Source organism: Paenibacillus sp. FSL L8-0340 (genome assembly GCF_038593145.1).
Lineage (GTDB): Bacteria > Bacillota > Bacilli > Paenibacillales > Paenibacillaceae > Paenibacillus_AQ.
Genome location: NZ_CP151967.1, coordinates 1,620,488 through 1,636,252, shown reverse-complemented (window position 1 = coordinate 1,636,252; position 15,765 = coordinate 1,620,488). Strand labels below are relative to the sequence as shown.

General features: G+C 41.8%; 12 protein-coding genes and 3 pseudogenes. 5 read left to right on the top strand and 10 right to left on the bottom strand.

Translation table 11 applies throughout. From position 1 onward, the window contains the following. Positions 1 to 73: 73 nt before the first annotated feature. The 9 genes and pseudogenes from NST07_RS07560 to NST07_RS07520 form a co-directional block, all read right to left on the bottom strand. Positions 74 to 958 (bottom strand): carbohydrate ABC transporter permease, encoded by an 885-nt coding sequence (locus NST07_RS07560; protein WP_341090848.1) that lies wholly within the window; start codon positions 956 to 958, stop codon positions 74 to 76. 36 nt (positions 959 to 994) lie between these two features. Continuing rightward, positions 995 to 1,891 carry an ABC transporter permease subunit gene (locus tag NST07_RS07555; RefSeq protein ID WP_341090847.1) on the bottom strand — a complete coding sequence of 299 codons (897 nt, stop codon included), beginning with the start codon at positions 1,889 to 1,891 and terminating at the stop codon, positions 995 to 997. 697 nt (positions 1,892 to 2,588) lie between these two features. Next, the gene (locus tag NST07_RS07550; RefSeq protein WP_341090846.1) at positions 2,589 to 3,593 is read right to left on the bottom strand and encodes a LacI family DNA-binding transcriptional regulator; all 1,005 of its coding nucleotides are present in this window, start codon (positions 3,591 to 3,593) and stop codon (positions 2,589 to 2,591) included. Positions 3,594 to 3,713: 120 nt separating this feature from the next. Next, positions 3,714 to 4,034: a hypothetical protein gene (locus NST07_RS07545; RefSeq protein ID WP_341090845.1), complete on the bottom strand. Its 321-nt coding sequence runs from the start codon at positions 4,032 to 4,034 to the stop codon at positions 3,714 to 3,716. 155 nt (positions 4,035 to 4,189) lie between these two features. After that, positions 4,190 to 4,732, bottom strand: coding sequence for an RNA polymerase sporulation sigma factor SigK (gene sigK / locus NST07_RS07540; protein ID WP_342481311.1), 543 nt, complete (start codon positions 4,730 to 4,732; stop codon positions 4,190 to 4,192). 27 nt (positions 4,733 to 4,759) lie between these two features. Next, positions 4,760 to 5,365 carry a zeta toxin family protein gene (locus NST07_RS07535; protein WP_342481310.1) on the bottom strand — a complete coding sequence of 202 codons (606 nt, stop codon included), beginning with the start codon at positions 5,363 to 5,365 and terminating at the stop codon, positions 4,760 to 4,762. After that, complete coding sequence (locus tag NST07_RS07530) at positions 5,358 to 5,537, bottom strand: hypothetical protein (protein WP_342482008.1); 180 nt, start codon at positions 5,535 to 5,537, stop codon at positions 5,358 to 5,360. The genes NST07_RS07535 and NST07_RS07530 overlap by 8 nt, the downstream gene beginning before the upstream one ends. A gap of 286 nt (positions 5,538 to 5,823) precedes the next feature. After that, positions 5,824 to 6,096: pseudogene (locus tag NST07_RS07525) on the bottom strand (sigma-70 family RNA polymerase sigma factor); the annotation flags it as partial. A 51-nt stretch (positions 6,097 to 6,147) separates the two neighbouring features. Next, positions 6,148 to 7,197, bottom strand: a complete 1,050-nt coding sequence (locus NST07_RS07520; protein ID WP_038587529.1) for an NAD(P)-dependent alcohol dehydrogenase — start codon at positions 7,195 to 7,197, stop codon at positions 6,148 to 6,150. Positions 7,198 to 7,317: 120 nt separating this feature from the next. On the opposite strand from NST07_RS07520, the gene NST07_RS07515 reads away from it, so the two are divergent. From NST07_RS07515 to NST07_RS07495, 5 genes and pseudogenes are all read left to right on the top strand, one after another. Then, a complete protein-coding gene (locus NST07_RS07515) occupies positions 7,318 to 7,734 on the top strand; it encodes a MerR family transcriptional regulator (protein WP_038587526.1) in 417 nt (138 codons plus the stop codon). A 129-nt stretch (positions 7,735 to 7,863) separates the two neighbouring features. Then, positions 7,864 to 8,558 (top strand): annotated as a pseudogene (locus NST07_RS07510) (response regulator transcription factor). A 1-nt stretch (position 8,559) separates the two neighbouring features. Further along, positions 8,560 to 9,615, top strand: coding sequence for a HAMP domain-containing sensor histidine kinase (locus NST07_RS07505; RefSeq protein WP_342481309.1), 1,056 nt, complete (start codon positions 8,560 to 8,562; stop codon positions 9,613 to 9,615). A gap of 218 nt (positions 9,616 to 9,833) precedes the next feature. Further along, positions 9,834 to 11,015, top strand: coding sequence for an alpha/beta hydrolase (locus NST07_RS07500; protein ID WP_342481308.1), 1,182 nt, complete (start codon positions 9,834 to 9,836; stop codon positions 11,013 to 11,015). A gap of 952 nt (positions 11,016 to 11,967) precedes the next feature. Beyond that, positions 11,968 to 12,075, top strand: a pseudogene (locus tag NST07_RS07495) (RNA polymerase subunit sigma-70); the annotation flags it as partial. A gap of 56 nt (positions 12,076 to 12,131) precedes the next feature. Here NST07_RS07495 and NST07_RS07490 read toward each other — a convergent pair. Further along, complete coding sequence (locus tag NST07_RS07490) at positions 12,132 to 15,719, bottom strand: SIR2 family protein (protein ID WP_342481307.1); 3,588 nt, start codon at positions 15,717 to 15,719, stop codon at positions 12,132 to 12,134. Between the last annotated feature and the right edge of the window lie 46 nt (positions 15,720 to 15,765).

The window sequence follows — 15,765 nt, the reverse complement described above, 5'->3', positions numbered from 1 at the left end:
ATTTGGGATTAGCCAGTCCCATTCTAATCCAGCTTCACAACACCTCCTTAACGAATATCTGACAAGCTAGGTCTCATCCTTTCACCGAACCCACCATTACTCCTTTGACAAAATATCTTTGCAAGAACGGGTATAAGGCTAGCAGCGGAACTGCGGAAACGATAATAACTCCGAACTTGATCAATTCCGTCACACGCTGTTTGGCCAGCATGTTATCAATATCCATAAGCATATTCCCGGATGGTTGGCTTTGGATTAGAATGTTCCGAAGAACCAGTTGCAACGGAAACTTATCACCATCACTCAAGTAGATTAGAGCATCGAAGAATCCGTTCCATTGGCGTACGACAGCGAAGAGGACAAGAACTGCAATAATCGGTTTAGATAAGGGAAGGACAATGCTCCATAAATATCTAAGATTCCTCGCTCCATCAATGGCGGCTGCCTCTCTCAGCTCTTCAGGCAATTCCTCGAAGAAGGTTTTTGCAATGATAATCAGGAATGCATCCATTGCACCAGGGAGAATGACTGCCCACATCGAGTTCATCAAATGCAGATCCTTTACAACCAGATAAGTAGGAATAATGCCGCCATTAAAGAACATTGTAATGATGAAAAAGGTCATAATTGCGTTTCTGCCGTAAAAATCTTTCCTCGAAAGCGGATAAGCCGCCATAATGACGAGAGCTGTGCTGACAAATCCATTCAGCACCGCGTAAAGAATGGAATTCTTATAGCCGTTCCATATTGAACTGTCGCTGAAAATTCTTTTATATCCGTCAAAGGTTATATTTTGCGGTAATAACCATACATCACCGGAATAAATCTTGTTCGGGTCACTGATGGAAGCGATCACTATAAAATATAAGGGATACAGAATCATTAAAGTGAAGCAGCCTAAAAACAAATAATTGATTATATCAAATGCCAGATCCGATTTCGTTTTTCTCTTTAACATGGTTTCTCTCCTCCTCTTAGCAAGCGTTCTTCACGCCTAAAACAAGCCCTTGCCGCTTATTTTTTTAGTTGTTTTATTCACAATGACCAGTAGTATTAGGTTTATCACGGAGTTAAACAGTCCGATTGCAGCCGAAAAGCTGTATTCCGCTCGCTGAATCCCCACCTTGTATACATAAGTCGGAATAATTTCGGAGGTAGCGACATTCAAATCAGTCTGCATAAGAAATGCCTTTTCAAACCCGACGTTCATTAGATTTCCTACAGCCATGATGAACAAAACAATAATGGTAGGAGCAATACCCGGTAAATCAATATGACGAATTCGATGCCACTTGGAAGCACCATCCATAACAGCCGCTTCATGCAAATGGGGGTCGATCCCTGCTAGGGCAGCCAAATATATAACTGACGCAAATCCGGTTTCCTGCCAAACGGATGAGAATATGTACAGAGGCCTGAACCATTTCTCCTCGCCCATAAACATAATCGGTTCGCCGCCGAAGGCGGTTACAATATGATTAACCAACCCGCTGGTAGGGGACAGGAAGATGAACAGCATTCCGACCAATACGACAGTTGAAATGAAATACGGGGCGTAAATCGCAGTTTGAATGAACTTTTTCATCTTCTGCTGTCTCAATTGATTCAGCATAATGGCTACAATAATGGGGAAGGGAAAAACTATAGCCAAATTGAGCAAGCTTAGCAAAATAGTATTTCCTACGATTTGCTTAAAATTGTACGATTCAAAAAAGCGTTGAAAATGTTCTAACCCTACCCACTCACTGCCCCAAACCCCTTTGGAAGCTACAAAGTCTTTAAAAGCGATTTGTACCCCATACATAGGCCAATACTTAAAAACTGTAAAATAGGCTATTGGGATTAAAATCAATAAATACAATTCATAATTCTTTTTCATTTTCCCAAGCATGTATTTTCCTCCATCTCCAAGGTAAACGATTACGTAATAGAAAAGAGCTTTTACTATAATTTTGTAAGCTCCCCCGCTCCAAATGGTAAAGTTGACATGTGCTCCGATTATTTAAAATAAACGAACTTGTTTTTAGTATAGCCACACTTGCCAAAACCCTGATTACAAAGACGAGTAATCGTTTACGTAATCGTTTTTATACAATTGATTTTATTTGTTTTTGATAGCGTTGTCAATAAATTTTCTTCCCCTTGAAGTTCTTCTTCCGATTGCTCAATATTTGGTTCATTCAATGAAAAACGGTCAGGGAATAGCTCCCTGTTCGGTTTATTTATAAAACCTTTGGCCGCAGCTTCAACTTTAGGTGATAGATCCCATAAGGCATCATTAACAAAGCAGCAAGCACACTAACCATTATCCGTATCCCTTTAATATTTTCCACCAATACTTGGCAATGAACTTTTAATCGTTTCCCTTCAAGCATTAAAAATTGAATTTACCATAATAAATGTACTATGCGGTATACATCACCCCCTCTCAGATTGAATTACAGCAAAGAAAATAATGCAATGGTAACGCTTACATTACCTTTATAAAAAAACTCTTTACACTGAGGAGAAAACACCTGTTAAGAAATCTCCTGATAGCGAAAGAGTTAATTGTTTGCGTAATCGTTTACTTTATTTTCAAAAAAAAGTCAGAGCGATTGTCTGACCAGGAAATTGGCTTTTAAGCGATGTTCCTCTTTTCCAGAAGTGCCGTCCTCAATTCTCTGTAATATCACTTCGGCAGTTTTTACACCAAGCTGGAACGATGGCTGTTGGATAACGGTTAACGGGGGATGAGTGACCCGGGTCCACTGAAAATCATCAAAGCCAACAACGGCTAACTGGTCCGGTATACGAATCGAATGGTCTTGCAGATACGTCATCGCGCCCATTGCCATCACATTATCCGTTACAAAAATAGCTGTTGGATTCATCTCCAGCAGATCCCCCATGTTTCTGTATCCGTTCTCAAAGCTCACATCTCCAAAGCGAATCAATGAATCATCCAATTTAAGACCTGCGCTCACCAACGTTTCAGAATACCCCTCATACCGTTCAATCGTTGTCGTAACCGAAAGGGGGCCGGATAGAAAAGCAATTTTTTGGTGGCCTTTGTCCAGAATCTTTTGCATTGCTTCCTTAGTCGCACTTTTGTTGTCAATGAGTACGGAATCTCGTTCACACTGATTAGGGACTCTATCAATATAGACCACTGGATAATCTCCAAACAAACGCTCGTAATCGCAATCCCTGCTGGCCGGAGCCACGATCAGTCCGTCAATCATTTGTGAATCAAACATCCCGATTTCTTTATTTTCCACTTCCACATTGTCACTGGAGTCATTCAAGATCAGGTGATAGCCCCTTTGTTTCAATACGCTTTGAACTCCGGCTGCTACCGACATAAAGTAAAAGTTGGAAGTTTCTGAAGCAAGGATCGGTGCAAGAAACGCAATAATATACGACTTGCGGCTGCGCAATGAGCGGGCTACCGAATTGATTCGAAAGTTCAACTCATTCATTGCAAGATTCACTTTCTGTTTCGTCTCATTGGATACAAACCGCGTTCCGTTAATGACATGGGAAACAGTAGCTGTAGATACATTAGCCCTTAAAGCCACATCTTTGATACTGACATTCTTTTTTTCAGTCATCTACATTACACCTGTCTCGTTTCGCATTAAGCATATCCGATACCTCAATTGTTATTCCCACTGTGTTCATTGAAGTAAACGATTACTTACTATATAATATATTTTCACTAGAAGCTTTTGTCAAATATTATTGTCATTCGGGTGATTTGATGACTGTGCTAGGTCATTGCTAACCCAATGGCCCCAATGAAGCGTATGCAAATACGGGCCATGCGGATCATGCCTATTAAAGTAGATTGGCGCGTGCGGTTCGTTCATCCAATGTTGCGGAGGACTGATATGGTATTGCGGACGGTGCTTGTCGTTTACAAGCAAGCGGTGGTCCAGTTTGATATCATCGTACGGAATCGCCGGAATCAGCCCCCCGTAAGGAGTCACATATTCCCGGTATGAATGTCTCACTTCCTCTGCGAAAGACTCTATTGTATATTTATAATTCATCAACCATGCCCCTGAACATATTAAGCACATACGGTGTATCGCACACAAGTATGGACGAATATGAGCAGCGACTAAAACAAAAAAGCAACTCATCCGCAGACAAGTCGCTTCCTATACACTCTATTGTTATCAGTACTACCTTGTAGCTTGTGATCTCACCGCTTCGCCTTATAAAACTCATGATAAAGCTTCATCAGCGCTCTCTTCTCAATCCGCGACACATAACTCCGCGAGATCCCCAGATCCTTCGCAATCTCCCGCTGCGTCCGCTCCTCCCCGCCGGTATCCAGCCCGAAGCGGCCGACGACGACTTCCTTCTCACGTTCATCCAATATATCAAGGTTGCGATAGATCTTGCTCTTCTCGATTTTAAGGTCGACTTCCTTAATAACATCATCTGCCTCGGAACCGAGGATATCAATCAGGGTAATTTCATTACCTTCTTTGTCAGTCCCAATCGGATCGTGAAGGGATACATCCTTCCGGGTCTTTTTAAGTGAACGGAGATGCATCAGGATTTCGTTTTCAATACAGCGGGCTGCAAAGGTCGCGAGCTTCGTGCCCTTGTTCGGACGGTAACTTTCAATGGCCTTGATCAGTCCGATCGTGCCGATGGAGATGAGATCCTCCATATCTTCCCCTGTATTGTCGAATTTTTTGAGGTTGTGGACACGAAACGATGTCAAAAAATAAACCAATTACGATCGTTCCCGATTCGAATTGGTTTATTTTCGCGTTTTATATTTAATTTGTAGCTTCCGATTGATTTCTTGTGTCCATTCAGGCAGTTCATTTAAATAATATTTTATCCCGCTTTTATCCGCTTCAAGAATAAATTCCCCATCAGCTCTACTATTATCAATAACAATTAATTGATCAATCAGGTCTAAGTGAGATAACAGATTATTCATACTTGTTACATTGCGTCTAACAATATCCTCGGTTTCAATATGATGACCACCGTTTTTCACGCGCAAAGCAACACGTTCAATATTTAGCCGAACATCCCCTAGCCCCACATAAAACATAATAATTTCAAAGCCTTGTTCCTTTGCATCTCTCATTTGCCTTACAACGTTACCACCGGCTAAAGTAGTTTCCACGGTGAAGTCCCACTTATTCCGGATACATTCCCTGGCTATTCTTATGGCTTCTTTTCCAGCAGATACTTTACTCTTTTCAGGATGCCCATTATTAATTTTACGGGCCAGTGCATCCGGGTCAATATTTACACTTACCCCAAGCCTGTCAACGATCAAGTTGCGGATTGTGCTCTTGCCACTTCCATTATTACCGGCAAACACAAACATCGTTGCAACTGTCTCATTCATGGGTAAAGTCCTGTTCATTCATTTTCTCGATCTTACCCGTGCTATATTCTTTAACGATTTGCCCCTCAGTTGTCTTATATACTATATATGTCCCATTTGCTTTAGCATCCAATTTCGCACGATCACCTGTTAATCGAATCAATTTAGCAAGGTCCTGTGTAAGATTCATCATTATACATACACCTCATTTCCCACTTATAGTTCGAGTATACCACAGTACAGTACATTTTATATTAGCTTAAGTCTGTATGCCCGTCACTTTACTCTGCGGTACAGTAGGATCATGATGCACAATACAAAATACATTTGTATTTTTCAAGCTATTTGTACAAGTATATTAGAAAGCAAAAGTCTCTTTGATGATTTCCTACGCTTGTTCATGATACAGAAACGCAAATAACCTGTAGGATTGAGAAATTAATATCTCATCCCTACAGGTTATTATTCTAAATTCCAAGTTATCTTTTCGCCTTATAAAACTCATGATATGGCTTCATCAGCGCCCGTTTCTCAATCCGCGACACATAACTCCGGCTGATGCCAAGTTCTTTGGCTATCTCCCGCTGCGTCCGTTCTTCACCGCCAGTGTCCAGGCCGAAGCGGCCGACGACGACTTCCTTCTCCCTCTCGTCCAAAATGTCGAGGTTGCGGTTGATTTTGTTCTTCTCGATCTTCAGATCGACCTCTTTAATGACATCATCCGTCTCGGAGCCAAGGATATCTATAAGTGTGAATTTTTTTGGAATTATGGACACGATACGATGTCAAAAAGAGGACGATCCTTATTCATTCCCCATCGTACTGATATCGATTACAAACCGGTAACGGACGTCTGAAGCGAGTACACGCTCCCAGGCTTCATCAATCCGGTCGGCAGAAATAACCTCGATCTCAGATGCAATATTGTGTTCAGCACAGAAATTAAGCATTTCCTGCGTTTCACGGATTCCGCCAATCATTGATCCGGCAAACGAGCGGCGGTGGCCGATCAGCGAGAATACGTTAACTGCCAATGGATCAGCGGGTGCACCGACATTGACTAATGTACCATCCAGCGCCAGAAGCGAAAGATAGGCATCAATATTAATCTGCGCACTTACTGTATTTACGATCAGGTCGAACGAACCGGCAAGCTGCTTAAATGTCTCCGGATCGCTAGTCGCATAATAATGGTCCGCCCCTAATTGCAGACCGTCTTCCTTCTTTTTCAGTGACTGTGATAAAACAGTAACCTCAGCCCCCATGGCATGAGCGATCTTCACAGCCATGTGTCCAAGTCCGCCAAGACCCACCACAGCTACTTTTTTGCCTGGAGCGGCCCCCCAATGGCGCAGCGGTGAATAGGTTGTGATTCCGGCACACAAAAGTGGTGCGGCAGCATCAAGCGGAATAGCGTCAGGAATCCGGACCACGAAGTCTTCTGTTACAACAATGTGAGTGGAATACCCGCCCTGGGTATAGTGCCCGTACCGGTCGATAGCTCCATAAGTGCCTGTACTTCCATTAAGGCAATATTGCTCCTCACCTTTATGGCAATTGCTGCACTCTCCGCAGGAGTCAACCAAGCACCCTACCCCTACCCGGTCACCTACTGAATACTTTGTGACTTCGGAACCGACCTGGCTAACAATTCCGGCGATCTCATGCCCTGGAACGAGTGGATAGGTGACCGGCCCCCACTCCCCGCGGGCTGTATGAATGTCCGAGTGGCAGATCCCAGCGTACTTAATCTCAATAAGAACATCGTGCGGCTGAAGATTCCGGCGCTCAATGGTGGTTAGCTTGAACGGACCTTCCTGGCTGAATGTAGCGCGTGCATTAACTTTTATCATAGTGTAACCTCTCTTCTAGTTAATATTAAAATCTGTAACACCGACTTTACAAAACATATGTTATTACTTAAAGTTAACTCTAAGTCAAGCAAAAAATACAATTGAGACTGGAGATACATAATGAAGACATACTCCATAAGTGAAGTTGCAGAACACTTTAACATGACACCACATACCCTGCGTTACTATGACAAGGAAGGTCTTATGCCCTTTATAGAAAGGACCTCCAGCGGGAAACGCGTTTTCAAGGAATCGGATATGGACGCTTTAAAAGTCATTGAATGCTTGAAGTCATCCGGGATGCCGATTAAGGAAATTAAACATTTTATTGAGTGGTGCTCTGAGGGGGATTCCACCTTGCAGCAAAGATATGACATGTTCCTTGAGCGGAAAGCTTCCGTAGAAGCACAGATGGAAGAATTAAAAAAAACGATGGAAGTCATAGAACATAAATGTTTATATTACAAGACCGCCTTGGATAGCGGTACGGAAGATGTTCATAAAAACAATAAAATAAAAAGTTCATCCGCTCATTAATCCGAAAGGAATAAGTGTTCGTTTATTTATCTGTTCTAAATTGACACTGATGCCCATAACTCGACCGCTATTGAAGGGCATACCAGCTTGTTAAATCCAGTCCATTTAAAGAGGTTGGGAGGTATAAAGATGCCAAAAACGATATTAGTTGTAGACGACGATGAAGAAATCGTAAAACTCATCACAAAGAGTTTAAGGTACGAGCAATTTGCAATAATTTCGGCATGTTCCGGGAAAAAGCCTTATCTGCATTGGAAGAAAACCACATTGATTTCATCGTTCTTGATATAGTGATGCCTGATATGGATGGACTTGATGTCTGCAGAAGTATCCGAAAATCTTATAATGTTCCAATTTTGTTTTTAAGTGCGCGTGATAAGGACATTGACAAAATCGTCGGGCTTGAAATAGGAGCAGACGATTACATGACCAAACCTTTCAGTATTCGGGAGCTTGCCTCCAGGATAAAGGCCCACTTCAGAAAAGTGGACAGGCTGTTTAAAGAGTGGGATGAACTTAGTACCAGTAACGAAAAGGCGGATGCTCCGCTCATTTTGAACGATAAGACGTTTGAAGCATTCCTGCATAGCAGGAAGCTCGACTTATCAACGAAGGAATTTCAAATTTTGTCTATTCTTATGCGTCACCCCAATCATGTATTGACTCGTGAGCAGATATATCAAAACGTCTGGGGAGACGAATACGGAGAAATAAATACCGTAACGGTCCATATAAAAAATATCCGTAAGAAACTTGGTCCTGAATATGACTTTATTAAAACCATATGGGGCATAGGATATAAATACACGGAAAGAGAGCAATAGTATGAAACTGAAAATAAAAATTCCTCTCTTATTCCTGCTGATGCTTATAATTTTTATGTTTTCAATTGGAATGTACCTGAAGCTTGTCTTTGCAGTATATTCCCCTATACGCAGTTCATTGCTGGACTCACGATATATTGCATTGCTCCTGCCCATATTTGGCATTGCCTTTTTCATATTTATTATTCTGATTATCTATATTCATTTTTGCATAGAGAAACCCATTCAGCTTCTGAATACCAGGCTGGAAGAAGTAAATATTGTACATCCAATGCCTCCGCTAGCTTTGAGGAATAATGACGAGATCGGAGAACTTTATAAGCACTTCAATAAGATGGAGCATAGGCTTCAACTCGCCCACAGAGAGCAAACCGATATGATTGCCGCTATCGCCCACGACTTGAAAACACCCCTGACCTCTATTAACGGTTTTACTGAACTGCTGGCTGCACACAAGGACTTACCAGAAACTGAAAAGCAGGAATATTATGAATTGATTCAAAGGAAGTCAGAATATATGGTCGAACTCATCAATGATTTCTCCAGCTTCACCAAAGAAAAACTGGAGTTGGAATCCATGGTAGCTAAACCTGTAAATGCATCAAAATTATTCGAAAAAATTGCCCTTGAATATGAGTACGAGCTGGCGGGACTTGACAACGAGCTTACTTGCCGCCACTCATTCACGGACAATATATTACTAATGGTCAATGAACCGATGATCCGTCGGGTTTTCGGCAACCTCTTTAGCAATGCTGTAAGATATGGAGGGAAGAATAAGCTGAAAGTGTATATGACCGGATACCCGCTAGGACATTATGCCTATTTCCAAATCGAGGATAATGGGATTGGAGTGCCGGATAAGGATATTTCTTCTCTGTTCCTCAAATTTTTCACTGTGGATAAATCGCGGCAAATCCAAAAGGGCGGGCTGGGGCTGGGTCTAGCAAGCTGTAAATCCATTATTGAACATCACGGTGGCGAAATTGTTGCCTACCCTTCCGAATATGGCGGTTTGGGGATAAGATTTAGCCTTCCCCGGGCGGCACAGCGCTGACCTTATTTTTGCACACATATTCTTTTACAACAAAGTTAAAGGCTGCTGCCACACACACCCGGGAAGCTGCCTTTTTTGTTTTTTCAGCGGTTTATAGTTTTTTATATTCTCTTTATAAACATTTATTTTTCTTTTAAAGAAGCTTTATCTTTGTGTTGTAAAAATTACTTGTAGTAAAAAAACTACAATCACTAGAACTGGAAAAGGAGAATGCTACAATGTCAATTGAGTTCAGCCGTTGGCCCAATAACTACATGATGTCATACCAAGTCACCAAAGCTTTGGGTATGGCAAGCCTAGGTGCTACGGACGTCACCGAGATCTACGAGGCCTGCAAAAAAATCGACCCCGATGATAAGGATACGTGGCACAGGGAATGGCTCATAACCGCCCAGGCACTGGAAAGACACGGCAAGGAGGCCGAAACAGCTGGAAACTGGTATACAGCACGAAACTGCTACATTCGCGCCTGCAATTACTACAGAATCGCAGAGTATGCGGTGATGGATGATGACATCGAGAAAATCCGTATCTTTAAGAAGGTAAATGAACTCTTCGAAGCTGCCGGAAAGTACTTCGATGTCCGCCCGGAGAAGATTGAGGTTGATTACGAGGATGTCAAGCTGGAGGGGTACTTCTTTTCCCCTTCCTGGATAAAAGGTCCAAAGCCGACTCTTTTTGCTCTTAACGGTGGCGATGAGTGGTCAATTGAAAATTATTTCTGGCTAGGTCCCGCCTTCATTTCGTGTGGATATAACTTTCTGGTCTATGACCAGCCTGGCACCGGCCTCTCGCTGTACGAAAAAGGAAAGGGGAGACGGGCGGATAGTGAGGCTTTCCATTCCCGGGCAATCGACTTTCTTCTAACACGGCCGGAAGTCGATCCCGATAAGATTATCGTGCACGGGGAGAGTTTTGCGGCTTACGACTCGCTGCGATTCGCTTCGTTCGATCACAGGATTGCTGCCGTCATCTCCGACGGCGGTACGCACGCCTTTGACTGGGGTGCCATGCTTAATTGGATGCCGCCGAGTCTGGCCGCACACGGAATGAGAATTCTAGGGGCAAAAAGCTTGGAGGATTTTGCGGGGAATCCGCGTTTTGCCTATGATCTTGAGGGCGTGCTCCACCAGATAGAATGTCCGCTTCTTGTAATGCACGGAGCGGAAGAGATATTGGTTCAGCCAAATCCCCTGACACAAGCCTTGAAGAATTACGAGCAAGCGGGTTCAAAAAACAAGACGTTCTACCCGATAGAAGATAGACGACTTGGCGGATTAGAACACTGTCAGGTAGACAACATCAACGTGCTGCATGAGGTAGTGCTGAATTGGCTCTGCTCAATTGGGCTTGGGCCAGCCTCGCCTCGCTTAAGCGATGGCCAGGACATCATAAAGTAGATTTATTGAAAGATTTCTGATTGAGCTTGTTCAGGAGTGTCGTACTCAGAATCCTGAATAAGCTCTCTCTTTATGGAGGAGTTGAAAAAATGGCAGAACGCCCGCCATACAAATTGAGGGAGTGCACAAAAATTTGGCGACTATATCGCATTGAACAATCTTTCGCTGGAGGTATATGAAGTTCAGGAGACAATAGACGGCTATATTAAACTAACCGATGACCACGCAGCGGATCTCCACCAGGCAAATGTTCCGACTATTCCGGCTATTCCCGTAGACGCAAGAATGAAGGTTATGAACACGATACGATGTCATTTTAGATACATAAAAAGTCAAACGAAATGTTTAACCGAGAGCAAGGAAACTACTTCGCAAATTAAACATGTAACAAACAGCGCGTAATCTTTCTTATGCGTTGTTTCTATTATGAAAACTAGTAATTTGAAAGAAGTAGATATCAAGTTTTGGGTCCTCAATATGCCATAAATAAGAATATCCAGAAAATATCCAGTTCCACTTTCTTAAAATGGTGTTCTGTCAGAGAACTGAAACCTAGATTTCCATTATAAGTATTCTCCTATTCTTATCACGCTGTTTTCCCCAGATAAGAACGCCACCTTTCCGCCCATGCCTGCCCAAGTTTAAGGGCTATAGCCGTCTCAAATTGAATTCGTGTCCCTCTTCCGACTTCCTTCAGATTCCACCTCACGATGGACAACCTTGTCCTTGGCTAATGTTAGGCGCTCGCCAGCCTCCGTTCGGGACTTTCACCCTAGAGATGACGCCCATGCTGGGCGTACTAACAAAAAAGCAACTTCCCTATTGGCAAGTCGCTTTAAAATGTTCTATTTTTAATCGCTACTTATTACTGAAATTATCATTCAGACCTCACCGCTTCGCCTTATAAAACTCATGATACAGCTTATTCAGTACCCTTTTCTCTGAGGTCGATCTGAAGACTGAGAAAAGCAAGATCTACCGTAATGGAGAGAAGGAAGTCGTCGTCGGCCGCTTCGCCCTGGACACCGGCGAGAAGGAGCGGACACAGCGGGAGATCGCGGAGTTATGTGCCGCAGATTAATTACATCGCAGATTTCCGAGAAAACTAATTTCAGCTTATTTTTCCCATTCAAGTTGCACTGAACGGTAGGGCGATCTCTTGATTACTTCCACCCATTTTTCCGATTCCTCGCTTAAATTATTATTGACCACCAACTGCTCTTTGAACTTCTTTAAAAATAAAGCCATTGCAAAAATAAAGCCTTCATGATTTTCTTCCATAGGAACCTCGTTAATCTCCTCAAAAAATTTGGAAATATCCCCTCTCTCTGTTACAGGTTCACAGGAAAAATAAAATGTCATGAAGGATATTGTCCAAGCTTTTATCTGATAAGAAGAATCCCAAATGAACCACTCAATCTTCCCGGCCAACGTTTTGTCGGATTGATAACGTGTCAAATTTCTCTCAATCCACCCTTGTGCTACACTTAAAAAGCTAATCCTTTCTTTTTCATTGCCTCTAATAATATGATTTCCAAGCCATTCATTGATGTTGTCGACATATTGTTCATTTGCCTCGAAGCTTTGGCGTAATTTACCCAGGAAATATGGAGAGATGCGACTCGCATACTCTTTTCCAAATTCACGGATTAGCAGATCAGGTGATCCATAGTGCTGCGTCAACATTAATAAGAAGTATTGATAACTCTCGTTAAACATTCCTTCCAAATCCAGCCCAGGTAGTTGAGGCGAGTGTATTAATCTTTTATTGTCAATATTTGCTTTAATAATAATACGGTCCACTTCTTCTTTACTTAAGAAGCTCACTGTTTCTGCAAAAACATATAAGGGATCTCCGAGGTTAGAACTTATTCTATTATCTTGCTCATAGCGATCCAAAGCCTCCAGAACCCGGCTTCGTATTTCCTCTCCACTCAATACTTTCAATTCGATCATAACCCTAAGTAAAGCTCCTTTTTCATGTTCACTTTCATTCTTAGACTTCTCGTCTAATTGCCGCAAAATTGGATTTAATTCGGCCAACAGAGAATCTGGTAATGGTGCTATAATATGCAAATTGAGGATTAGAAAATAATATTGCTGTGATCGAAAAGTATGTTGGTAAAGCATTCTACGGAAGATATCCACTAGAAGTCCATATTGGAAGGATTGCAAGTCTCTAGACGACCAACCGACAAAGCGAACATGTTGAAGATCGCTATAACAACGTAAATCAACGTTATCTAACAAGTGACGTAAATAATTTTCAAATACTTCAACACTTCGTGCGGCTGGTAGATCGTTGATTACTCGCACTAAAAGTCTATTTGCTAACGATTCTAGACTATTGTTTATTGAAACAACATGCAATCGCAGAATACGCATCAATGGCTCGACTAATGGCTCAATCCACACTGTATTAATAATACTGTACAGCAGATTTGTCTGAGATAGCAGTGCCTCTGCCGACTTCACTAACAAGAAATGACCAGTATCGGTCTGTCCTGTTCCTTCCTCAAGCATAGATACAATTTTAAGTAAATTAACGTTCATCCATTGAAACAATTGGTTACGTTGATCCTTATATAAAAAGAGTTCTTTATCTGTAAGTAACAAGTCCTTAAAGCTTAATCCAAAACCAAGATAGCGATGAGCTATAGAGAGCTTACCTTCTATGATCAAACCCTCAACTACTAGGCGCATAGCTTGACTGTTTGCAATTATATAATCAGGAAGTCCATTGTGCTCGATGAACTCAGCATTATCCTCCAACGCCTCGTACGCCTCTAACATATAGTTGTCAACTCCCCAACTTTTCTTTCGCTCTCTCCGATCTTTCGAACGTTCACATTCGCCAATATTGCGTATAGCCAACCGCTCATTTTCACTTAACATATTTTTGAGATCAGCTATTCGAGTTGTTTCTCCAAATCTACTCTTAATTTGCTCCTCAACGTTATCAAGATGCATGCTATCTAGTGTCTGGAATAACTCAGAATCACTTACAGACATTCTACGTAACTGCTGCAGTGTAAACAGCGCATGGAATACAACTTCCTGATTTTCTGTCTGCAGAACAGCACGAAAATAAGCATCAACTGCTTCATTAAAGCGACCAAGTACTAAATAAAAATATCCTTTCCTTATTAAACACTTCGGTTTGATTTGTCCATACAATTGACGTTTAAGCTCTTGTTCTAATTCATCATATTTGAATTGGTTTTTCAAACAAAGCAATCGAAGATGCTGTAACTCGTCCAAATACAAATCATTTTTTACAACTGGCAAAGTTAATGTCAGTAGTCGTTCAACCATACGATAGTTACGATGTTCGTAATACATACGTCCGATATAAGTTGTCGTAAGCAATTCTTTGAACGATGCCGGCACTTCACTTCTTTTACGTAATAATTGATATAAGCAAATGGCTTTTTCTTTTCCATTATCGTTTACAACTGTATAAATTTTCGTGGTTTGAAACGTCTCTACATACCTTTTCAATAAACGCAAAAATCCACCACGTATTTCTAAATTATCTTCAGACCCTAGAATATGCTCGAACCACTGCAACGGTAACTGAGAGTACCACTCTGGTCGATAGCTTTGCTGCATGAAAAAAATATCTCGAAGGAGCGGAGCGGCAAAATGCCGTGAGAGCCCCTCACGTTCTGCTAGTTCCCATTGTTTAATCATTGATTCCGCAATCATCGTATGCCGGCGTAACGTCTCCTCAGCAGATTCAAGCCATGTCACAATTTCATTTCTTAATGTCTGATCAAAAATTAAATGTTTGATTCGTTCGTAGTTTTTCTGAACATCGACTCCAAGGTTTTTACGTGCTCTGATATTACTGATTTCATCACTTAAATAGCGAGTTCTTTCCATCAGATGACTTTGGTAATTGTACTTTCTTTCGTCGGGATCATTCCCATGTATTTCATCAGACAAGATGACAAGATTTCTTTTCCGCCAATAGGTTTTAGTGTACTCGTCAGCATTTGGCATATATGCATATGCTTTCTTTTGATGATGACCGAGGATGTTTTGAATCCAGCTATGAATTGCTTTAAAATTACTGTCCTTCAAACCGAATCCCACGAAAAACACGGTTCGTTCGGCAAACAACTGCTTTACTTTCAATGCGATGAGCGGATGCTTTCTTTCATAATTACGGTAATCCTCCTCTGAAAAAATTAGGCTTTCTGGCCGTTCCCATGTTCCGTGCATTTTGATTAATCTTTTGTGGAGCGAGGTGGATAGGTCAAGCTCTTGAATGACGCTGTGGAACGGAGTATTTAATTGTCGCAATGTCTTTTCAAGTAAATCATCTTGATTTGTAGTAACATACTCTGTCCACGGCAAATCAAGCAGCTGTCGATGGAGCTCCGAAGGTTGATAGTCCTGTGTCGGAACAGCTTCAAGAAATTCCTTATAGAATTGTGTATCACCGAAACGCTCTTTAAACAGTTCAGTTACATATAGATAGTCTCCAGCTATTCGCTCCATCAACTTCTCTCTATCGTGACTCTCCTGTTCCCACAATTTGCTTGCAAGTTGAAGCATGAAGCCAGTCCAATCTTTAAAACTAGTGGTCACTTGATCGCTTATCGGCAAGGCATTTAGTGATAATCCCGCTCCAACGAATAAAACTGCATTATTCGCAGCGATTTCCTCAGTAAGATGTTTCCAATCAGTAGATATCACATTTTCTCCTCCATTCAAAATCAAATGATAGTAAAAGAAAAGAGCC